General features: G+C 64.3%; 18 protein-coding genes and 1 pseudogene. 11 read left to right on the top strand and 8 right to left on the bottom strand.

What is annotated here, in order from left to right:
• Window positions 1-15: 15 nt before the first annotated feature.
• Window positions 16-783 (bottom strand): SDR family oxidoreductase, encoded by a 768-nt coding sequence (locus AC3WJP_RS04910; protein ID WP_493720106.1) that lies wholly within the window; start codon window positions 781-783, stop codon window positions 16-18.
• A gap of 120 nt (window positions 784-903) precedes the next feature.
• Here AC3WJP_RS04910 and AC3WJP_RS04905 point away from each other — a divergent pair, with 120 nt between their 5' ends.
• Entirely contained in the window at window positions 904-1,323 is a 420-nt protein-coding gene (locus tag AC3WJP_RS04905) for a winged helix-turn-helix transcriptional regulator (protein ID WP_493720105.1), read from the top strand.
• A gap of 80 nt (window positions 1,324-1,403) precedes the next feature.
• On the opposite strand, the gene AC3WJP_RS04900 is transcribed toward AC3WJP_RS04905, so the two are convergent.
• Window positions 1,404-2,705, bottom strand: a complete 1,302-nt coding sequence (locus AC3WJP_RS04900; protein WP_493720104.1) for an aspartate aminotransferase family protein — start codon at window positions 2,703-2,705, stop codon at window positions 1,404-1,406.
• A 103-nt stretch (window positions 2,706-2,808) separates the two neighbouring features.
• On the opposite strand from AC3WJP_RS04900, the gene AC3WJP_RS04895 reads away from it, so the two are divergent.
• A complete protein-coding gene (locus tag AC3WJP_RS04895; RefSeq protein WP_493720103.1) occupies window positions 2,809-3,666 on the top strand; it encodes a LysR substrate-binding domain-containing protein in 858 nt (285 codons plus the stop codon).
• A 102-nt stretch (window positions 3,667-3,768) separates the two neighbouring features.
• Window positions 3,769-4,194, top strand: coding sequence for a DUF1810 domain-containing protein (locus tag AC3WJP_RS04890; RefSeq protein WP_493720102.1), 426 nt, complete (start codon window positions 3,769-3,771; stop codon window positions 4,192-4,194).
• A 45-nt stretch (window positions 4,195-4,239) separates the two neighbouring features.
• Here AC3WJP_RS04890 and AC3WJP_RS04885 read toward each other — a convergent pair whose 3' ends face one another.
• Window positions 4,240-4,506 (bottom strand): DUF3077 domain-containing protein, encoded by a 267-nt coding sequence (locus tag AC3WJP_RS04885; protein ID WP_493720101.1) that lies wholly within the window; start codon window positions 4,504-4,506, stop codon window positions 4,240-4,242.
• A gap of 455 nt (window positions 4,507-4,961) precedes the next feature.
• On the opposite strand from AC3WJP_RS04885, the gene AC3WJP_RS04880 reads away from it, so the two are divergent.
• Window positions 4,962-6,356, top strand: a complete 1,395-nt coding sequence (locus tag AC3WJP_RS04880; RefSeq protein WP_493720100.1) for a sugar porter family MFS transporter — start codon at window positions 4,962-4,964, stop codon at window positions 6,354-6,356.
• 14 nt (window positions 6,357-6,370) lie between these two features.
• On the opposite strand, the gene AC3WJP_RS04875 is transcribed toward AC3WJP_RS04880, so the two are convergent.
• The 3 genes from AC3WJP_RS04875 to AC3WJP_RS04865 all read right to left on the bottom strand — a co-directional run bounded on the left by AC3WJP_RS04875 (window position 6,371) and on the right by AC3WJP_RS04865 (window position 11,661).
• Window positions 6,371-9,241, bottom strand: a complete 2,871-nt coding sequence (locus AC3WJP_RS04875) for a PAS domain-containing protein (RefSeq protein WP_493720346.1) — start codon at window positions 9,239-9,241, stop codon at window positions 6,371-6,373.
• Between the two features lie 375 nt (window positions 9,242-9,616).
• Entirely contained in the window at window positions 9,617-10,813 is a 1,197-nt protein-coding gene (locus AC3WJP_RS04870) for an aminotransferase class V-fold PLP-dependent enzyme (RefSeq protein WP_493720099.1), read from the bottom strand.
• A gap of 74 nt (window positions 10,814-10,887) precedes the next feature.
• Window positions 10,888-11,661, bottom strand: a complete 774-nt coding sequence (locus AC3WJP_RS04865) for an AraC family transcriptional regulator (protein WP_493720098.1) — start codon at window positions 11,659-11,661, stop codon at window positions 10,888-10,890.
• A 153-nt stretch (window positions 11,662-11,814) separates the two neighbouring features.
• Between AC3WJP_RS04865 and AC3WJP_RS04860 the strand changes: the two genes are divergently transcribed.
• Entirely contained in the window at window positions 11,815-13,020 is a 1,206-nt protein-coding gene (locus AC3WJP_RS04860; RefSeq protein WP_493720097.1) for an MFS transporter, read from the top strand.
• 77 nt (window positions 13,021-13,097) lie between these two features.
• Here AC3WJP_RS04860 and rarD read toward each other — a convergent pair.
• Window positions 13,098-13,976 (bottom strand): annotated as a pseudogene (gene rarD, locus AC3WJP_RS04855) (EamA family transporter RarD).
• A gap of 134 nt (window positions 13,977-14,110) precedes the next feature.
• Window positions 14,111-14,602: a DUF1543 domain-containing protein gene (locus AC3WJP_RS04850; protein WP_493720096.1), complete on the bottom strand. Its 492-nt coding sequence runs from the start codon at window positions 14,600-14,602 to the stop codon at window positions 14,111-14,113.
• Between the two features lie 208 nt (window positions 14,603-14,810).
• On the opposite strand from AC3WJP_RS04850, the gene AC3WJP_RS04845 reads away from it, so the two are divergent.
• The 6 genes from AC3WJP_RS04845 (at window position 14,811) to AC3WJP_RS04820 (ending at window position 20,311) form a co-directional block, all read left to right on the top strand.
• Window positions 14,811-15,602, top strand: coding sequence for a PhzF family phenazine biosynthesis protein (locus AC3WJP_RS04845; protein ID WP_493720095.1), 792 nt, complete (start codon window positions 14,811-14,813; stop codon window positions 15,600-15,602).
• 315 nt (window positions 15,603-15,917) lie between these two features.
• A complete protein-coding gene (locus AC3WJP_RS04840) occupies window positions 15,918-16,820 on the top strand; it encodes a LysR family transcriptional regulator (RefSeq protein WP_493720094.1) in 903 nt (300 codons plus the stop codon).
• Window positions 16,821-16,952: 132 nt separating this feature from the next.
• Window positions 16,953-17,774, top strand: a complete 822-nt coding sequence (gene rutD / locus AC3WJP_RS04835; protein WP_493720093.1) for a pyrimidine utilization protein D — start codon at window positions 16,953-16,955, stop codon at window positions 17,772-17,774.
• 15 nt (window positions 17,775-17,789) lie between these two features.
• A complete protein-coding gene (locus AC3WJP_RS04830) occupies window positions 17,790-18,908 on the top strand; it encodes an LLM class flavin-dependent oxidoreductase (protein WP_493720092.1) in 1,119 nt (372 codons plus the stop codon).
• Window positions 18,908-19,303 (top strand): RidA family protein, encoded by a 396-nt coding sequence (locus AC3WJP_RS04825; protein WP_493720091.1) that lies wholly within the window; start codon window positions 18,908-18,910, stop codon window positions 19,301-19,303. The genes AC3WJP_RS04830 and AC3WJP_RS04825 overlap by 1 nt, the downstream gene beginning before the upstream one ends.
• Window positions 19,304-19,348: 45 nt before the next feature.
• Window positions 19,349-20,311, top strand: a complete 963-nt coding sequence (locus AC3WJP_RS04820; protein ID WP_493720090.1) for a BMP family protein — start codon at window positions 19,349-19,351, stop codon at window positions 20,309-20,311.
• Window positions 20,312-20,313 lie beyond the last annotated feature (2 nt).

Raw genomic sequence — 20,313 nt, 5'->3', positions numbered from 1 at the left:
CCCGCCTATTGGCCTCTATTCGCCAGCCCGCGCCGCCGCCATCTGGTCGTTGAACTGCTTGAAAAAGCCGGCATAACCGCCGTTGACTTCAGCAAAGCGCAACGGCTTGACGCGCTCGACGAGGATTTCCTCGGCCTCGGGCGAGTGCTGGAAAATCCCCATGACTTCAGCGATGAAGTCTTTGAGCGGCATGGCGTGCGGGTCGTTGGCCTGACGCTCGCCCATGAGCTCGGTCTGCACATAGGGCGGCGCCAGTTCGTGGACCTTCACGGCGGTGTCCTTGAGCTGATAGCGCAGCGACTGACTGTAGGAATGCACCGCCGCTTTGGTAGCGCAATAGCTGGGGGTCAGCGCCAGCGGCAAGAAGGCCAGGCCGGACGATACCGTGACGATGGCCGCGTGGGGCTGCTGGAGAAAGTGCGGCAGCAAGGCGCGGTCCAGACGCAGCGGCCCGAGCAGATTGGTGGCCACCGTGTCGTCGAGTTCCGAGTCGCCGGCCAGCAGGTTCTCGCTGCGCATGATGCCGGCACTGTGGATCACCGCGTTGAGGCTCGGGTACTTGCCGATCAGCTCGGCCGCCACGCGCTGAACGTCCGCCGCGTCGCTGATGTCCAGCACCGCGTAGTGCATACCGGGGTTGGCCTCGGTGACCTGCTTGAGCAGCGACTCGCGGCGCCCGGCAATGATGACCTGGTTGCCCAGGGCCGCGAAGGCTTCGGCCAGCGCGCGGCCGATACCGCTGCCGCCACCGGTGATCAGAAGGGTGTTACCTGTGCTGTGCATAGTGAACTCCAGGGATGCCTTGCCCCGTGCGGGGCGACCTGGGCTACGATAAGAGCCTGGGGCGCATTCGGGAAGTAGGCGCCCGAAAGTGCATTACTTACCCACCGGAAACCATGACCGATGAATGACCCTCTGCAACCCGCCGCCCGTCCTCCGCAGTGGCCCCATGGCGAAGATGCCAATGACCCGCAACTGGACGCCCTGGTGCGGGAAATCATCGGCCGCGTCGCCGACAAATGGACCATGCTGGTGATCGAGGCGCTGGCCGAGCGCGGTTGCCTGCGCTTCACCCAATTGGCGGCGCAGGTAGGCGATGTCAGCCAGAAGATGCTGACCAAGACGGTGCGCCAGATGGAGGCCGATGGGCTGCTGGTCCGTACGGTCTACCCGGTGGTGCCGCCCAAGGTCGAATACCGCCTGACGGAGATGGGCATGGGACTGGGCGAGGCGTTTTGCGGCGTGTGGCTGTGGGCGGAAAAACACCGCGAAACCATCGAGGCCTCGCGCCGCGACTATCAGGCACGCATGGGAACGCCGTAGCCTGGGGCATGCCGCGACGATGGTGTCAGGACCCAGGCGGCGGATACGGCGAATCGGGGGCAAGCCCCCTCGCTACAGGGTCAGACGACCTTTGAGATGGCCTTGGTCAGCAGTTCGAGGCCGAGGTCGATTTCCTCCAGGCTCACCGTCAACGGCGGCGCGATGCGGAACACCCCGCCCATGCCCGGCAACTGCACGATATTCATGCTCAAGCCCAAGTCCATGCAGGCCCGGGTGATCGACGCGCCCAGCGCCGAGGCCGGTGCCTTGCTGTGGCGATCGGCGACGATTTCCATGCCCAGCAACAGGCCGCGGCCGCGCACGTCGCCGATGCAATCGAAGCGCTCCTGCAAAGCGCGCAGTCCCCTCTCCAGATAAGCCCCGGTGCTGCGCGCACGCGCCACCAGGCCATCACGCTGCACCACCTCCAGCACCTTGAGCCCGACCGCCGCAGGCAATGGATCGGACACGTGGGTGGTGTAGAACAAGAACCCGCGCTCGTGGCACAGCTGCTCGATGCGCGTGCTGGTGATCACCGCCGACAGCGGCAGGCCAGCCCCGAGGGTCTTGGACAGGGTGAGGATGTCCGGCACCACGCCGTCGCGTTCGAAGGCGTACATCGTGCCGGTGCGGCCCAGGCCGGTTTGCGCTTCGTCGAGAATCAGCAGCATGTCGCGCTCCACGCATTTGCGTTTGAGCGCGGCCAGATAGCCCAGCGGCAAGTCGATGATGCCGCCGGAACTGAGGATCGGCTCGGCAATGAACGCCGCCAGGCTGCCGCTCGATTGCTGATCGATCAGCGCGAAGGCGTAGTCCAGCTCGCCCTGCCAGTCGATCTCGCCTTCTTTCAAGAACTGCGGCCGATACGGATTCGGCGCCGGGATGGCAAACGAGCCCACCGCCGCCGGCCCGTAGCCCTTGCGCCCAGCACTGTAGGTGGCAGACGCCGCGCCGCCGGTCATGCCGTGCCACGACTGGGCGAAGCCGACGATCTCATATTTGCCGGTGGCCAGTTTGGCCATCTTGATCGCGGCCTCGTTGGCCTCGGCACCGGTGCTCAGGAACATGCTGCGCGACAGGCTATCGGGCAAGGTACCCGCCAGATTGGCCGCGAGGTCGACCACCGGCCGGGTCAGCATGCCGCTGAACAGATGGTCGAGATCGCGGATGTGGGTGCGCACCACTTCGCAGATTTCCGGGTGACCATGGCCGAGCAAGGCGCTCATCTGACCCGAGGTGAAATCCAGAATCGGCTGCTGATCAGCGTCATAGACGAAACTGCCCTGTGCCCGCTCGATGATCCGCGACTCGAAGGAGCCGCCGTAGCGAATCAAGTGCTGTTGCGCCTTTTGCCAAAAGATCGGGTCTTGATTGTTCGACATGTCGGACTCCTCAGCGTTGGGTGGGCTGAAGCCGAGTCTAGGCGCTTGACAGGATCAATAATAACTAATAGTTCTTATGGAAGAATTCAGCCGAACTTATACCTTGAGCAACTACCTCGACCTCGACCTGTTGCGCACCTTCGTAACGATTGCCGACACCGGCGCCCTTAGCCGCGCGGCCGATCGCGTCGGGCGCACCCAGGCGGCCATCAGCATGCAAGTCAAACGCCTCGAAGACATCGTCAATCAGCCCTTGCTGCAACGCACCGGCCGCGGGGTGCTGCTCACCCCCCATGGCGAACGCCTGCTGCTGCACGCGCACAAGATCCTGCGTGCCCATGACGAGGCCATCGCCGAATTGTCCGGCAAGGGGCTCTCCGGGACCCTGCGCCTCGGCTGCCCGGATGACTACGCCACGGTGTTCCTGCCGCCGCTGCTGCGCGACTTCGCCGCGCGCCATCCGCAGGTGCTGGTCGAGGTGTATTGCGCGCCGACCCCGCGGCTGCTGGAGCGCCTGCAGGCCCATGCCCTGGACATCGCCATCGTCTCCCAGCGCGAAGGCGACAAACACCTGGCAACCATCCGTCTCGAACCGCTGGTGTGGGTCGGCGCACGGGGCAGCGACGCGGCGGCCATGGACACCCTGCAACTGGCACTGTCGGACCCCGACACCCTCGATCACCAGGCCGCCCTGCACAGCCTCGACGCCAGCGGCCGCGCCTATCGCCTCGCCTATGCCAGCCACAGCCTGACCGGGTTGATTGCCGTGGTGCGTTCTGGGCAAGCCATCGCCGTGCTGACCCAGACCGCAGTACCCGCCGACCTGCAGATACTGCCCCACGACAGCGGCCTGCCGCCCTTGCCCAAGGTCGCCATCGGCTTGCAGCTCGACAGCCGCAAGCCCTCGGCGCTGGTGAGCGCGCTGGAGGAGCACATTCGTGCGGCGCTGCCGCTGCTGTGAAGGGCGTTGAAGGGATTCGATGAAACTGCCGCGCGCGCGGTTCTGTCGAAAGAATTTGGGCCCGGTCAGCGTGCGCCGGTCGCCAGCCAAGGGAGTGAAGCCATGAGCGATATCTTCGAGCTGCATCGTTTCGTCGAGGCCCAGCGGCCGGTGTTCGACCGCGCCCTGCAGGAGCTGCAGGCCGGGCGCAAGACCAGCCACTGGATCTGGTTCGTGTTGCCGCAGCTGCGCGGGCTGGGACGCAGCGACATGGCCGAGCGCTTTGGCCTCAGCGGCGCAGGCGAAGCGCTGGGCTACCTGCAGCACCCGGTGCTGGGGCCGCGACTGGTGCAAAGCGTGTCGGCGCTGTTGGCGCATCGGGACAAAAGCGCGTTGGAGATTCTCGGCCATCCGGATGATTTGAAGTTGCGCTCGTGCCTGACGCTGTTTGCGGCGGTGGCGCCGCAGGAAGGGGTTTTTCAGCAGGCGCTGGAGCAGTTTTTCGGTGGGGAGGCGGATGCCCGGACGCTGTTGTTGCTGGGGGAGTGAAGCAGGTGCGGGCACTGCCTGTGCCCCCACATCACTGCCGTAATCCTAAGGCGTTGGACTCAGCGCCTGCGCAACATCATCCATCAGCGCCTTGGCCATCTCGTTCAGATACAGGGCTGACAGGGCGGCATGGCCGGTAGAGTCGCCGAACGCGGCTTCGCTCATCAGCTTGTTGGCGCAGTCCTGCAGGATGGAGGCGTGCTCCAGGGCATCGACGGCAGGAGTATCGGGGTTGACGGTGAACAGGGTGTGGCCACCGAGACTGCGGCCCCAGGGGGTGGTGCCAGCGGTGTTGAGTTGAGAATGAGTCATAAGATCGAAATCCAAATGGAGAATGGATTGCCACCTCCTGCCGCCAAGCAGGATGGGTGGCAAATTGCGCAAGGTTGGCGGACCGGCCATTTGGAAACCCGGCACCTCCGGGGAGGTCCCTGCGCAACTCGCCATAACGCCGTATTGCGGGCGTGAGAATACGCCTGCAATGCGGGGATGGACGCGTAGCGCCAAATGGTCTGGGCCGCCAAGCCCACGTCGCTGATGTGCAGCGAGGGCGAGAGGTTAACGTGCCGACGACTTGATCACAAGCTACGCAAACACTTCTCTGCAGGGCGACAGGATGGCCCGGAACACCCGTGCATATATCGCACAGAGGCAGCTCACGCGGAACCGTTTCAGCGCGCCGAAGGTCAACCCTTCATACCATGCATCACTGTGCCACTACGGCAAGCGCAGTCTGCACTGTTGATCGATGACCCAAGGATTGCCCCATGACTTCAACCTACTCCGACTCAGGCACCAGCCTGAAACCCCAGACCTATATGGCCGTGGTCGCCACGGTCGCGGCCATCGCCGGGGGCCTGTACGGCTACGACACCGGCATCATCTCCGGCGCCCTGCCGCAGATCGCCAACGAATTCCAGCTGGGCTACCGCGCGCAGGAACTGGTGACCGCCGCCATTCTGCTCGGCGCGGTGATCGGCGCCATCAGCGCCACACGGCTGTCGGCCAGCCGCGGCCGGCGCACCACCATCATGATCGTCGCCGCCATCTATTGCGTCGGCGTGGTGGCGGCGGCGCTGTCGCCGAACGTCTGGTGCCTGGCGGTGGCCCGCCTGGTGTTGGGCTTTGCCGTGGGCGGCTCCACGCAGATCGTCCCCACCTACATCGCCGAGCTGGCGCCTGCGGATAAACGCGGGCGGCTGGTGACCTACTTCAACGTCTCGATCGGCGTCGGCATCCTGTTGGCGGCGATCGTCGGCGTGGCCGGGCAAAATCTGTTCGACTGGCGCTGGATGATCGGCGTCGCCCTGGTGCCCTCGCTGGTGCTGTTGCTGGGCATGAGCAAGCTGCCGGGCAGCCCGCGCTGGCTGGTGGAGAACGACCGCCGCAAGGACGCCGCCGAAGCGCTGTCGCTGGTGCGCGAAACCCGCCGCGAAGTGAAAGAGGAAATCGCCGACATCCAGGAAGTGGTCGAGCAACGCGATCAGCTGCCTACCGTGGGCTGGGCGGCGATGAAAGAGCGCTGGGTGCGCCCGGCACTGGTCGCCGGGCTGGGCATCGCCGCTTTCACCCAGCTGAGCGGCATCGAGATGATGATCTACTACACCCCCACCTTTCTGAAGAACGCCGGCTTCGGCGCTTCGGCAGCGTTGTGGTCGGCGCTGGGCGTGGCCATCACGTATCTGGTGATGACCTTCGTCGGCAAGATGATCGTCGACCGCACCGGCCGGCGCACCCTCAGCCTGGCGATGATCCCCGGCGCGGTGGTGAGCCTGCTGGTGCTCGGCGCGGTGCTGCACTTCAACCTGGCCGGCGACAATCAGGCGTGGTGGATCGTCGCCTGCCTGATCGTGTTCATGATTTTCAACTCCGGCGGCATCCAGATCATCGGCTGGCTGACCGGCGCAGAAATCTACCCCATCGCCATTCGCGACCAGGCCATCGGCCTGCATGCCGCCATGCTCTGGGGCTCCAATCTGCTGCTGACCGGCACGGCGCTGACCATGACCCACTGGCTCGGTGTCGGCGGTGCGATGTGGGTGTATGCCGGCCTGAACGCGGCGGCCTGGGTGTTCATTTACTTTCTGGTACCGGAGACCGGTGGCCGCAGCCTGGAAGACATCGAGCGCAGCCTGCGCGACGGTAGCTTCCTGCCCAAGTGAGCAACTGGCGCCCATCAGGGCGCCATCAACTCCTGCACCCGTGACGCCAGTGTGTCGATCGCGAACGGCTTGGTCAGCACCTGCATCCCGGGCGCCAAGTGGCCGTTGCCGATCACCGCGTTCTCGGCATAACCGGTGATGAACAGCGTCTTGAGCCCCGGGCGGACCTCGCGTCCGGCATCGGCCATCTGCCGGCCGTTCATGCCGCCGGGCAGGCCGACGTCGGTGATCAGCAAATCGATATGCACATCCGACTGCAGCACCTTGAGCCCGGCCAGGCTGTCGGCCGCCTCGATCAGGGTGTAGCCGAGCTCGCCCAGCACATCGGTGAGCAGCATGCGCACGGTCGGCTCGTCGTCGACGATGAGGATGGTTTCGCCGCTCTGCACCGCAGTCGCCGGTGTCCCCAGGGCGTCACCTTCATCCATGGCCGCACTGCCGTAATAGCGCGGCAGATAGATGCACACCGTACTGCCCTGCCCCACCTGCGAATAGATGCGCACCTGGCCGCCCGACTGCTTGGCGAAGCCGTAGATCATCGACAGCCCGAGCCCGGTGCCCTGGCCGATGGGCTTGGTGGTAAAGAACGGATCGAAGGCCTTGGCGATGACCTCGGCGGTCATGCCCATGCCGGTGTCGCTGACCGCCAGCGACAAATACTGGCCCTCGGGAAGGTCGTGGGCGCGGGCGGCCTCGTGGTCCATCCAGCGGTTGGCGGTTTCGATGGTGATGCGCCCGCCATCGGGCATGGCGTCGCGGGCGTTGAGGCACAGGTTGAGCAGGGCGTTCTCCAGCTGGCTGGTGTCGACCAGCGCCGGCCACAGCCCGGTGCTGCCCACCGTTTCCACCAGAATGCTCGGCCCCACGGTGCGCTGGATCAGTTCGCTCATGCCTTCCATCAGCGCATTGACGTCGGTCGGCCGTGGATCGAGGGTCTGGCGGCGGGAGAAGGCCAGCAGCCGGTGGGTCAGTGCCGCAGCGCGTCTGGCCGCGCCCTGGGCGGTGGCGATGTACTTGTCGACGTCCTTCCAGCGGCCTTGCTCGATGCGCGTGCCCATGAGCTCCAAGGCGCCGGAAATGCCCGCCAGCAGGTTGTTGAAGTCATGGGCCAGGCCGCCGGTCAACTGGCCGACGGCCTCCATCTTCTGCGACTGGCGCAGTTTTTCTTCGGCATGCATCAGCTCGGCGGTGCGCGCGTTGACCCGTTGCTCGAGGGTGTCGTTGAGGGCGCGCAAGGCGGCCGTGGCGCGGTCCCGTTCGGCCTCGACCGAGCGGCGTTCCTCGACGTCGATGATCACGCCGGGGAAGCTCTGCGGCGTGCCGTCTGCGGCGCAATCGACACGGCCGTTGGCTTCGATCCAGTAGTACTTGCCGTCGGCGCGGCGGACTCGGTACTGATGGGCGTAGGCACCGCCCTTGGCGATGGCCAGGTTGATCGCGGCGATGAGCCCGTCACGGTCCTCGGGGTGCACCGTGGCAGCCACCTGCTCCAGACTCAGGCCGTGATAGCCGAGCGCCGGATCGAGGCCGAAGGCGCGAGCGAAGGCTTCGTCGACGGTGAAGCGGTCGGTGGGCAGGTCCCAGTGCCAGGTGCCGATGATCGCCCCGGCGGCGAGGGCGAGCTTGACCCGGTCGACGTTCTCGCGGGCGATGGCCTCGCTGACCAGCAGGCGCTCCTGGGCGTTACGGCGCTCGGTGACGTCGCTGAAGATGATCGCGATCTGCCGGTCGTCGCGGTTGCCCACGCTCACGGCGCGCACGTCGAACCAGCGTTTGAAGGCCTCGGCATAGTTTTCGAAGGTGGCCGGCTCGCCAGTCTTGGCAACGTGGCCGTAGGTGTCGAACCAGAACTGCTCCAGATCCGGAGCGAATTCGGTGACCCACTTGCCGCGCAGATTGACCCCCGCCTGCCGCTCGAAGGCCGGGTTGGCCTCAACGAAGCGATAGTCGATGGGCTGGTCGGCGGCGTCGAACTTGACCTGCACGATGGCGAACGCCGACTCGATCGTCTCCAGGATGGTACGAAAGCGCTCCTCGCTCTGGCGCAATGCGCTTTCCGCCGTGCGCATGCGGGTCAGGTCGAGCATCGCGCCGATCATCCGCACCACCTGGCCTTGGTCATTGCGGATGACCTGACCGCGGTCGAGCACGTCGGCATAGGTGCCATCCAGGCGGCGGAAGCGGTACTCGCCTGTCCAGCCCTGTTCCTGGCCTGCAATGACCGCATCAATCGACGCCTCGATGCGCGACCGGTCCTCGGGGTGAATCTGCGCCATCCACCAGTCGCTGGTGGTGTCGATGCTGGCCAGCGGATAGCCGTAGGCCGCTTCCAGCGCTTCGTTCCAGAGCACCTGGTTGGCGCTTACGTCCCAGTCCCACACCGCGTCGTTGGTGGCTTTGACCGCCAGCCGATAACGTTCCTGGGTTTCCTTGAGGGCGAGGCCGGCGAGGTGTTCATCGGTGCGGTCGCGGAGGATTTTCACGAAACCGAGGTGGGTCTTGCTGTCGTCGTACAGCGGCAGCAATTCGCCCGAGGCCCAGAACCGCTGGCCATTTTTGCGCATATGCCAGCGCTCGTCGCTGGTGCGGCCTTGCAACAGCGCACGCTGCATCTCGTGTTCGATGCGGCCGCTGGCGCGATCCTCGGGGGTGAAGAATCGCCCGGCGCTGTGGCCGCGCATTTCTTCGGCAGTCCAGCCCATGACGTTTACCGCGCCGCTGTTCCATTCGGTGACGATGCCGATCGGGTCGGTGATGACCATGGCGAAATCGATCGCGCTTTCGAAGATCGCCCGCTGGCGCGCTTCACTGGTGGCCAGGGCGGCACGGCTGGCTTGCAGCTGCTCGACACCGCCTGCCTGGTCCAGTTGTTCACGCAGGCGCATGACCTCAGCTTCGAGTTGATCGCGGGTGAGGTGTTGCAGAGGACGTTCCACTAATTACACCACTGTTGCGTAGGGATCGATTTGCCGCGCGGTGCCCTGTGCGACGTCAAACGTCACGACCTGTCTGCGCAGTGCTGCTGCACCTCTGGAATGAAGAGCGGCCGCTTGGAATAAATCTGCCTGAAGGGCCATAGGCAATGACCTCGGCGTCTGGCGCAAGTTTCACCGGTCGCGAACGCTGGCAGGTGCGCTTGAACACTTGAATCCAGGGCGGCGGAGTATAAGCGGATTTGCCCAGCGATCGGGCGCGGGGATTGTAAGTGTCGTGATACTCGAACGCCCCCCTGAGGTGCACGCCTCAGGGGCTTGGATTCCTCAACGGCCCAGCACCTTGAGCGCCGCCACCAACGCCTCGATATCCGCCACGCTGGTATTCAAACCTGGCGTGACACGAATGCACGGCCCGCACGCGGAACCCTCGCGGGCAACAGTGAAGATGCCGAACTCGCTAAGCAGCCGTTGGGCCATGGCTGGCTGGTCCGGCGCATCGCGAAAACGCAAGGAAGTGAGCCCGCAATACAGGCGCGGGTCGTCCGGGGTGAGCACTTCGATGCCGGGCAGTTTGCGCGCTTCGCTCACCCACAGGTCGCGCAGGTAACTCAGGCGCGCGCCCTTCACCGCCCAGCCGCCGAGGGCCTGGTGCTCGGCGAAGACCGCGGGCAAGGCCATGAGCGCCGGGACGTTCGGGGTGCCGTAGGGCGACAGGCAGCGGATGTCGTCGGCCGCGTAGCTAAGGTTGCCCATGTCCGGGTCGAAATCCTCGAGGCGATCGCGGCGCACGTGGATCACGCCCAGGCTCAGGGGCGCGCCGATCCATTTCTGCAAGTTGAAGCCAGCCAGATCGATGCCCAGGTCGGCCAGATCCACCTCCAACTGGCCCAGGGAGTGGGCGCCGTCGAGAATCACGTCGATGCCATGGGCCTTGGCAGCCTGGGCGATGGCCTTGACCGGCATCACCAGGCCAGTGCGATGGGTGACGTGGGTCAGGGCCATGAGTTTTAGGCGGGGATGGGCGGCGAAGGCCTCGGTGTAGGTGCGCAGCAGGCTGTCGTAGCTGGCCGGATGGGCGTGCACCAGCTCGATGATCTGCACACCGCGCGCCTTGCATAGCCAGCGGAAGGCGCCCTGTACCGCGCCATAATCCAGGTCGCTGATCAGCACTTGATCGCCAGGTTGCAGGCGGTTGTAGTTGCGGATCAGCGAATAGAGCGCTTCCGAGGCACTGCGGGCGAAGGCCAGCTCTTCGGCCGGCAAGCCCATCAGATCCGCCAGATGTTGACGAATCTCCAGGCCCTGATGGCGATCGAACTCCTGACGCACATGCACCGCGTTGCTACGGTTGATCAGGCGAATCGCTTGCTCGTAGGCATCGACCACCTGGTGGCTCATGCGCCCGAAATAGCCGTTGTCGAGGTTGATCGGCCCGTCGTCGTGCTCGTAGCGGGCAGCGACTTCGCCCCAGAAGGCTTCATCGCGGGCCAGTTCGGCAGGGCTGGGCGATACGGAAGGCATTGACGGCTCCTTGTCGGCGAGAAAGGCAGAGCATCGCTTTGTGACAGGGTGTTGCGCAAGAGTGCCTTGAGCCGTCATTTGAAAAAATGACTCGGCGTCTTGCCGAACTGCTTCTTGAACATCGTGGTAAAGGCACTGGGGCTGTCGTAGCCCAGGGCGCCGGCGACATCGATGATCTTCTCGCCGACCGCGATGCGTTCCAACGCCAGCAGCAGCCGGGATTGCTGGCGCCACTGGCCGAAGGTCATGCCGGTTTCCTTGTTGAACAGGCGCTGGATGGTTTTCTCGTCCAGCGCCAGTCGTTCACTCCACTGCGCCAGGGTCGAGCCGTCGCCCGGATCGCGTTGCAGCGCCGAGCAGATGCGCTCGAGCCGTGGGTCCTGCGGCTGGGGCAGGTGTAGCGGCAAGGTCGGCAGCATCGCCAGCTCATCGACGATCAAGCGCAACACCCTGCCCTCGCGCGAATCGCTGTCACAGGGCGCCTGGATGCCGATGGAGCTCTTGATCAGCTCGCTGAGCAGCGGTGAAATGCTCACCGCGCGGGTTTGCGTGGGCAGGTCCGGCAGGTGATCGGGGCGCACGAACACGCTGCGCATCTTCACCGCGCCGATGCAGCGCACCGAGTGCACCTGCCCGCAGGGCATCCAGATGCCGCGGCTGGGTGGCACCGTCCATTGACCCTGATCGGATTGCACCACCATGACCCCTTCGATGGCGTAGATCAGTTGGTGCTTGGCGTGGGAATGAGCGGTGATGAACCAGCCGTCCGGGTAGTCGGTGGCGCTGCTGGTGACGGTGAAGGCCAGCGCGTTGATGTGCTGCAGAAACTCGTCCTGGGGTCTGACCATGATGCCCTGCCGATGATGCCCGTTTTGCGATAGGTTACGCCCGAACAACGTGAGACAGGCAGTTTTTGCGCCATTAGGATAGCGCCATGCCCAGGGATCGGACAGCCGATCCGTGGGTTGGCCCCCCCTCTTCCACTGCCCGGATGATCTGCAATGTCCACCTCGACCGCCCCCTCGGCGACTGCTTCGGTCGCCGCCCAAGCCAGCCCGCTGGTGATGCGCGTGATCGGCGCTTGCGCACTGGCGCACCTGATCAACGACTTGATCCAATCGGTGCTGCCGTCGATCTACCCCATGCTCAAGGCCAACTACGGCCTGAGCTTCACCCAGGTCGGCCTGATCACCCTGACCTTCCAGCTCACTGCCTCACTGCTGCAACCCTGGATCGGCTATCACACCGACCGCCATCCCAAGCCGTGGCTGCTGCCCGCCGGCATGGTCTGCACCCTGATCGGCATCGTCATGCTGGCCTGCGTCGGCACCTTCCCGGCGATTCTGGTGGCGGCGGCGCTGGTGGGGGTCGGCTCCTCGACCTTCCACCCAGAGACTTCCCGCGTCGCGCGCCTGGCCTCGGGTGGGCGTTATGGTTTGGCGCAGTCGAGCTTTCAGGTCGGTGGCAATGCTGGCAGCGCTTTCGGCCCTTTGCTGGCGGCTGCCATCATCATTCCCTATGGCCAGGGCAATATCGCCTGGTTCGGGCTGTTCGCGGCGTTCGCCATTCTGGTCCTCTATGGCCTGAGCCGCTGGTATCGCCAGCACCTCAACCTGTTCAAGCTCAAGCAAGGCGCCAAGGCCACCCATGGCCTGTCGAAAAACCGCGTCACCGCGACCTTGGTGGTGCTGGCGCTGCTGGTGTTCTCCAAGTATTTCTACATGGCCAGTTTCACCAGCTATTTCACCTTTTACCTGATCGAGAAGTTCGACCTGTCGGTGACCAGCTCGCAGTTGTATCTGTTCCTGTTCCTCGGCTCGGTCGCGGCGGGCACCTTTTTCGGTGGCCCGATCGGTGACCGTATCGGGCGCAAGAAGGTGATCTGGTTTTCGATTCTCGGCGTGGCGCCCTTCACCTTGGCGCTGCCCTATGTCGATCTGTTCTGGACCGGCGTGCTGAGCATGGTGATCGGCTTCGTACTGGCCTCGGCGTTCTCGGCCATCGTGGTCTTCGCTCAGGAACTGGTGCCTGGCAACGTAGGCATGATCGCCGGGGTGTTCTTTGGCCTGATGTTCGGCTTCAGCGGCATCGGCGCGGCGTTGCTCGGGCATCTGGCGGACAGTCATGGCATCGAGTACGTGTACACACTGTGTTCCTACCTGCCGTTGCTGGGGATATTGACGGTGTTGTTGCCGTCGACCCGGTAGCGGGGGGGCTTGCCCCCGACGGGGTGTGTCAGCTACAAAAATGCCGCTGGTACCTTTTTCGGGGGCAAGCCCCCTCGCTACAGGGTGCGTTTGCTGCGTAACAGGTAGCGGCCGCCATCGGCGATCAATACCGCCACCGCGGCCCAGATGGGCAGGTAGGTCAGCCACTGCGCAGGCTTGATCTACTCGCCCAGGGCCACGGCCACGCCCACCAGCAGCACCGGCTCGACATAGCCCAGCAGGCCGAACAGGCTGAAGGGCAACAGCCGCCCGGCGACGACATAGGACATGAACGCCGCCGCGCTGATGACCCCAAGCCCCAGCAGCAAGGCACCCAGGTGCGGCGCCTGGCGAAACGGCTCGACGCCCTGCCCCAGCGCAAACCAGGCGGCCACCGGCAAGGTCAGCAGCGTATCGAACCACAGGCCGCCCAGGTGCGCGGTCGCCAGCTTGCGCCGCAGGATGAAATACAGCGGCAGGCCACCCGCGACCAGCAGCGTGGCCCAGGAGATCCGGCCCACCTGATACAGCTCGTTCGCCACCCCGACGGCGGCGCACAGCGCGGCGATCTTTTTCAACGAGGTGAGGCGATCGCCATACAGCAAACGGCCGACCAGCAGCATCGTCAGCGGCAACAGAAAATACCCCAGCGACACGTCCAGCCCGTGGCCGTTGAGCGGCGCCCACATGAACAGCCATTGCTGCGCGCCGAGCAAGGCGCTGCTCAGGCACAGCAGGCCGAGCAAACGCGGGGTCTCGCGGATACGCGCACAGATGGCCCGCACCTGATGCCACTCACCGCACGCCAGCATGAACAGGGTCACCAGCGGCAGCATCAGCACCATGCGCCAACCGAAAATCGCATCGCCGCCCAAGGGGCTGAGCAAGGTGGTGTAGAAATACAGCGAAGCAAACAGGCAGGACGAAGCAACCGATAAAACGACACCTTTGTACAAGAGGACTCCATTGGGCAGGGATTGAACGGCACCGGCCAGCCATGTGCGACATCTTGGTGTGCTTCAGGCTTGGCGGGGCGGGGATTATCGCCGGAGCAGGCAACAGTCGGAAGGCATTTCACGCGCCCCGTTCACTAAATAAGAATGTAATCGTTCCCCTGCACCACACCGTCATGCTCCGCCTCGACCAAGTGAATAAAACGTCCGCTGGCTTCATCGATCGGCAGGCAATCATCGACATCGAACAGCGCATCGGTGTGGGACTGGCTCCAGTGTCGCGGCATCTGGCGTTTGCCCTTGGCCTTGGCTTCGGCCTTGTTGCGCGCCACCACCAGCAAGTACTGGTGGGCTTCGCCAAAGGCGCGGGCTTCATAGCCGCCCAGATTGATGAAGTACAGACGAGGTGCATCGGGCAATGGCGCGAGCGAGCTCAGTTCGACCTTCCAGTTCTCGACACCATCGACTTTCATCCACGAGTCGATATGCACGCCTTTGGGGCTGCCGAACCAGCTTTCGCGCAGTTGCGGGTAGGCGGCTTCGAGGGTGTCGGCGACGACGAAGGCGACATCGTGGACTTCGATCTTCGCTCTGGGATGTTTGCCTCCCAGCATCACGATAAACAGCATTGAGGATTCCTGATTCGATCGGGCAGCCATTGAACGAATACCCATGACGGCTGGATGGTAACCGAACCGGCGCGGTTCTTTTGCGCAGGGCCGGCAAGGCGCCTTCAACTCGCTGGCTGTATGCCGAAAAAAAACCGGGTCTGTCACTATTTCATGCGCAAGGGCATTGATAACGTGACGCTCCTCCTGTTTTGAATGGATGCCCGACATGCGGCTCGCCCTTTATCAGATCGACGCGTTCACCTGCGAAGTCTTCGCGGGCAGCCCGGCGGCGGTAGTGCCTCTGGACGCCTGGCTTGAAACTGCAGTGATGCAAGCGATCGCCATTGAAAACTCGTTGCCGGAAACCGCGTTCTTCGTTCGCAACGCACAGGGCCAATACGAGATCCGCTGGTTCTCGCCCATTACCGAAATCGACTTCTGCGGCCACGCGACCTTGGCCAGCGCCTTTGTGTTGTTCAATCAACCCGATGCGCCGCAGGTCATCAACTTCTGGGCAAAAGCCGTCGGCGAAGTGCCCGTGCGGCGTTTGGCGGATGGCAAGATCGAATTGAATTTCCCGCAGCGCGCCCCGCGAGAGTTGGCGGACGTGCCCACGGCGTTGCTCGAGGGGCTGTCGATCAGGCCCCGCGAGTATTGGGTCAGCCAGCAAGCCTACTTCGCGGTGTATGACAACCAGCAGCAGGTCGAGGAGGTCATCCCTCGCCTCGACAAGCTCAAGGAGCTCAAGCCGTTGGATGTGGTGGTGACCGCGCCAGGCACCCAGCATGATTTCGTCTCGCGCTACTTCTGGCCGGCCAATGGCGGCGATGAAGACCCGGTCACCGGTTCCATTCACGCTGGGCTCGCACCGTTTTGGGCGAAGCGTTTGAACAAATCGCAACTATCGGCGTGGCAGGCTTCACGACGTGGCGGCGGTCTGGATTGTCGCGTCGATGCCGGGCGCGTGTATGTGGCGGGGTATGCGGTTTTATATCTTGAAGGGGTAATCCACCTGTAACGCCGTGCTGCGCCGAGGGGATCTGCGCTGCCGGTCGTACGCGCGGATTTCCATCTACCACTCTAGGCCATTCAACACCTGAACACGCACCCCCATGGGATGCAGGCTTCCAACAGACAACAGGGCACAACTTGTGCATAGCCAAAGGGACAGCGATAGCTGAACCCTCTGGCACCCGGCTGTACCTCTCCAGCGTGCCAGCCTCGAATACCACGGCTCACGGACGGCCTCGGCTGTTTGCAGCCAGGCATATGGCCTTGCCATGCCCCAGCCGTTGCCCAAAGCGCAACAGGCGTGGCGCTTTTGGAGGCTACATTGAATTTCACCGCCTTTCGTTATTTCAACGAAGTCGCGCAATCCAAGGCGATCCGCCGCGCCGCTGACCGACTGCACGTCACCCCTTCCGCCGTCAGCCGCCAGATCGCCATGCTCGAGCATCAACTCGGTGCGCCGCTGCTGGAACGCACCAATAGTGGCGTCGAGCTGACCGCCGCCGGGGTCATGCTCGAACGCTACACGCGCACGCTGTTCAGGGACCTGGAGCGGGTGCGCGAGGGCATCGCCGCCTTCCGCTCGCTGGATCAGGGCGAGGTCAAGATTCACGCCATGGAAGGTGTGCTGTCGAACCTGTTGCCGGAGATGATCTCGGCCTTTCTGGCCCAACACCCGCGCATCGATTTCCAGGTCACCACCTGTTCCAGCGACCTGATCGTCGAGGCCCTGATCCGCGACGAGACCGACATCGGCATCATCTACAACCCCGAGCTGCGCTTCGAAATCGAGGTGGTGGCCGAGCGCAAGGAGCCGGTGGTGTGCCTGGTCTGCCCCCATGACGAGCTGGCCCGGGAACCGCTGGTGACCCTGCAGCAGCTGTGCAAAAAACCCCTGGCACTGCCGCGCCAGAGCTTCGGTCTGCGCCAGCTGTTCGACCGCACAGCCGAGGCGCGTCTGTACAAACCGCGCATCGTCGTCGAGGCCAACAACCTGGACATCCTGCGCGCCACCGCAGTGCTCGGCACCTGCGTGACCATCGGCCCGGAGATCTCGGCGCGGCGCGAAATCGATGCCGGGCTGCTGATCGCCATTCCTATCGATCACGAGTCGTTCAGCAACGTGCGCTCCGCCGTGTGCGTGCATCAGGAGCGCGTGCCCAGCTACGCCGCCAACGCCTTCGTCAAGTTTCTCAAGAGCCGGTTCCCGGTAGGCGCGGTGCGCTGAGGGTGTTGCGTTCTGGTCAACACGCCATGCAGCAATCGCGGTTACAGGCCCGCTAATGCCCCATGCATTAATAAGGCATCCGCACTTGTCACCCCGCTGACAGGCAGGCCGACACCGAACAGAGGAAGCGAGATGCCGAGCATCGTCACCAATGGGATCAACACCCATTACGAGATTTACGGAAGTGGTCCGGCGTTGGTGCTGGTGTCCGGGCTGGGTGGCACCGGCGCCTATTGGGCACCGCAGATCGACGCCTTTGCGGCGCACTTTACCGTGATCACCTATGACCAGCGCGGTGCCGGCGCCTCGGACCATCCCGACGAGCCCTACAGCATCGCCCAGCTCGCCGATGACCTGCAGGCGCTGATCGCCGCCCTGCAACTGCAGCGGCCCCTGCTGATCGGCCACTCCACCGGCGGCGCCATCGGCCAGGTGCTGGCTGCCCGCGAACCGCAGTTGCTGGCCGGCATGGTGCAGTACGCCAGCTGGTCGAAATCCGACGCGCACTTCAACTGGTGCTTTCGCATGCGCCGCGCTCTGCTCGAAGGCAGCGCGCTGGAAGAATACGTGCACGGCAGCGCGCTGTTTCTCTATCCACCGGAGCATGTGCGCGATCACGCCGAGGCGCTGTCACCGGCGCTGCTGGCCTCGGTGGCGCGGTTCCCGGCGCGGGAGACCATTTTGCGGCGCATAGACGCGATCATGGCCCACGACGCCAGCGCCCAGCTGGACAAGATCGAGATTCCAACCCTGGTGCTCTGCGCCGAGGACGACATCCTCACCCCGCCCTACCAGTCACGGCTCTTGGCCGGCGCGATCGACGGCGCCGAGCTCAAGGTGGTGGCCCGCGGCGGGCACAGTTTCTCGGAGACCGAAGCCGAGACATTCAATGCTATCGCGCTCGATTTCCTGGCCAGAGCCCGCCTCGCCGCCAGCGAGCCATCCGTCATTTAAAGCAAGGGGTCGATCATGCCTAGCAACGACAGCAAAAACGTCGAGTTCGGGGTATTCCTGCCCGTCGGCAACGGCGGCTGGATCACCTCCACCACCAGCCCGCAACTGCCGGCGACCTACGACTACAACAAGCAAGTGGCCATGCTGGCCGAGGACCTGGGCTTCGATTTCGCCCTGTCCATGGCCAAATGGCGCGGCTACGGCGGCCCGTCCCAACACTGGGACGTGACCCTCGAGAGCCTTACCACCATGGCCGGCATCGCTGAAGCCACGAGCCGCATCGGCGTGTGGGGCACGGTGCACACCATGGTCTTCCACCCGGCCGTGGTGGCGAAGATGTCGGCGGTGCTCGACCAGATTTCCAAAGGCCGCTTCGGCCTCAATATCGTCTCCGGCTCCAACCCCACCGATCAGGGGCAGATGGGCCTGTGGGTCGACCTCGATCACACCGAGCGCTATGAACTGGCAGAAGAATGGCTGACCGTACTCAAGCGCCTGTGGACCGAAGACTGTGTCGATCACAAGGGCAAGCACTACGAACTCATCGACTGCATGTCCAACCCCAAGCCCGTCACCCCGCCGCCGATCATCTGCGCCGGCGCCTCGGATCGCGGCTTTCTGTTCACCATGCAGCACTGCACGGGCAGCTTCATGCTTGGCTCCGATCACGATGACTTCATCAAGACCGGCCTGCGCGCCAAGGAGCTGGCCGCCCAGCAAGGCAAACCAGACTTCAAGACCTACGGCCTGTTCACCATCGTCCCCGGCGCCACCGATGCCGAGGCCCGCGAGCGCGTGGCGTTGTATGACGCCGGTGTCGACAGCATCGCCCTCGACAACCAGACCCGCGAGTACTCCGGGGACAAGAGCTTCAAGCAGAACACCATGGCCCAGCGCTTCGTGTCCCAGGGCGAGCAGCGCAATTCGATGACCCGCGCCGCGCTGGTGGGCTCGCCGGAAACCATCGGCAATACGCTGGCAGAAATCATCAAGGGCGCCCAGCTCGACGGCGTCACGGTGATCGTCCCCGACTTCATCGACGACCTGCGCACGGTCGGCACCGAGGTGCTGGAAGTGCTCGAACACCACGGCGTGCAGACCCACGCACGCGCTCACCAAAAGGCGAGTCGCTGATGAAACAAGGTCCTTTCAACCCCCCCGGCCTGAAACAGCAGAGCTACTACAACCATGGCGTGTTGCGCGTCGGCCAGCCGGTGTTCCTGACCGGTCAGGTGGCCTGGGACGCCGAGGGCGAGGTGGTCGGCAAAGGCGATATCGACGCCCAGGCACGCCAGATCTGGGAAAACATCGGCCATGCCCTCAAGGGCCTGGGTGTCGGCCCCGAAGCGGTGGTCAAGCTCAACACCTACGCCCTGTCGCGCGAAACCATTCCTGCCTTGCATAGAGCCCGCGAAGCCTTCTTCGCCGGGCACGACCTGCCCGCCAGCACCTTCGTGGTGGTCGCCGGGCTGGCGGATCCGGCGCTGTTGGCCGAGATCGACGTGACCTTGATCCTGCCGCTGGACTGAATACACCTCTCACGCCTTCCCTGCGTCTCTATCAGGAATTTCGACATGAACGTTCAAACGATGTTGGCACTCGCGGCGACCGCAACCCTCGGCTACGGCACCCTCGCCCAGGCCGCCGACGCGCCGCGCGCGGCAGCGCTGTTCACCCAGACCGTCACCCAGGGCACCTGGGACGCCGCCGGTTACGCGGGCTTCAAGGCCATGGCCGACCAGCAGGGCCTCAAGTCCAGCTACCTGGAACACACCTCCTACGAAGCCGCACCCGCCGCCCTGCGTCAGCTGGCTTCCGACGGCGTCAAACTGATCATCGCGCACTCGTCGGGCTACTCGGCGGCGATCAAGGAAGTGGCGCCGTCGTTCCCCAACACCCAGTTCGTGCTCTATTCCTATGAAGGCTCGACCGGCAACCTGCCCAACTATTCGGCCTGGTCGGTGGACTGGGACGAGTACGGTTTCGTCCTCGGCGCCCTCGCCGCGGCGGCCAGCAAGAGCGGGCACATCGCGGTGATCAGCGGCGAGCCGATTCCCTCCGCCGAGCGCACTGTGCAGTTCATCAAAAAGGGCGCGGCGTTCGTCAATCCCAAGGTGCAGGTCGACAGCGCTTACGTCGGCTCGTTCGTCGATGTGGCCCGTGCCAAGGAGATCGCCACCGGGGTCATCGCCCGCGGCGCCGACTTCGTGATCCCGGCCGCCGACACCGCCGACGCGGGCATCCAGCAAGCCGCCGACGAAGAAGGCGTGTTGACCATCGGTTCCTACGGCGACGAGTCCAAGGCCTACCCCAACTCGGTGATGACCTCCACGCTCATGAACTTCGGCAAGTCCTACGCCGACATCGGCAAGGCGTACGCGGCCGGCAAGCTGGGCAACCGGATCGTCAGCGAAAACCTCGCCTCCAACGGCTGGTCGCTGATGATGCCCTTCGCCCATGTCGATGCCAGCGTGCAGGCCAAGGTGCAAAAGGTCATGGATGATCTGAAGGCCGGCAAGATCAAGATCGAAGGGTAACT

It is taken from the genome of Pseudomonas sp. GW821-FHT01A09, from assembly GCF_058986725.1.
Note: the sequence above shows the minus strand (reverse complement) of the source record. Positions and strands in the feature narration are given on the sequence as shown.

Coding starts and splice junctions, on each gene's coding strand:
- AC3WJP_RS04910 (WP_493720106.1), bottom strand. CDS start 783: ATGCACAGCACAGGTAACACCCTTCTGATCACCGGTGGCGGCAGCGGT.
- AC3WJP_RS04905 (WP_493720105.1), top strand. CDS start 904: ATGAATGACCCTCTGCAACCCGCCGCCCGTCCTCCGCAGTGGCCCCAT.
- AC3WJP_RS04900 (WP_493720104.1), bottom strand. CDS start 2,705: ATGTCGAACAATCAAGACCCGATCTTTTGGCAAAAGGCGCAACAGCAC.
- AC3WJP_RS04890 (WP_493720102.1), top strand. CDS start 3,769: ATGAGCGATATCTTCGAGCTGCATCGTTTCGTCGAGGCCCAGCGGCCG.
- AC3WJP_RS04885 (WP_493720101.1), bottom strand. CDS start 4,506: ATGACTCATTCTCAACTCAACACCGCTGGCACCACCCCCTGGGGCCGC.
- AC3WJP_RS04880 (WP_493720100.1), top strand. CDS start 4,962: ATGACTTCAACCTACTCCGACTCAGGCACCAGCCTGAAACCCCAGACC.
- AC3WJP_RS04875 (WP_493720346.1), bottom strand. CDS start 9,241: ATGCGCCTGCGTGAACAACTGGACCAGGCAGGCGGTGTCGAGCAGCTG.
- AC3WJP_RS04870 (WP_493720099.1), bottom strand. CDS start 10,813: ATGCCTTCCGTATCGCCCAGCCCTGCCGAACTGGCCCGCGATGAAGCC.
- AC3WJP_RS04865 (WP_493720098.1), bottom strand. CDS start 11,661: ATGGTCAGACCCCAGGACGAGTTTCTGCAGCACATCAACGCGCTGGCC.
- AC3WJP_RS04860 (WP_493720097.1), top strand. CDS start 11,815: ATGTCCACCTCGACCGCCCCCTCGGCGACTGCTTCGGTCGCCGCCCAA.
- AC3WJP_RS04850 (WP_493720096.1), bottom strand. CDS start 14,602: ATGCTGTTTATCGTGATGCTGGGAGGCAAACATCCCAGAGCGAAGATC.
- AC3WJP_RS04845 (WP_493720095.1), top strand. CDS start 14,811: ATGCGGCTCGCCCTTTATCAGATCGACGCGTTCACCTGCGAAGTCTTC.
- rutD (WP_493720093.1), top strand. CDS start 16,953: ATGCCGAGCATCGTCACCAATGGGATCAACACCCATTACGAGATTTAC.
- AC3WJP_RS04830 (WP_493720092.1), top strand. CDS start 17,790: ATGCCTAGCAACGACAGCAAAAACGTCGAGTTCGGGGTATTCCTGCCC.
- AC3WJP_RS04825 (WP_493720091.1), top strand. CDS start 18,908: ATGAAACAAGGTCCTTTCAACCCCCCCGGCCTGAAACAGCAGAGCTAC.
- AC3WJP_RS04820 (WP_493720090.1), top strand. CDS start 19,349: ATGAACGTTCAAACGATGTTGGCACTCGCGGCGACCGCAACCCTCGGC.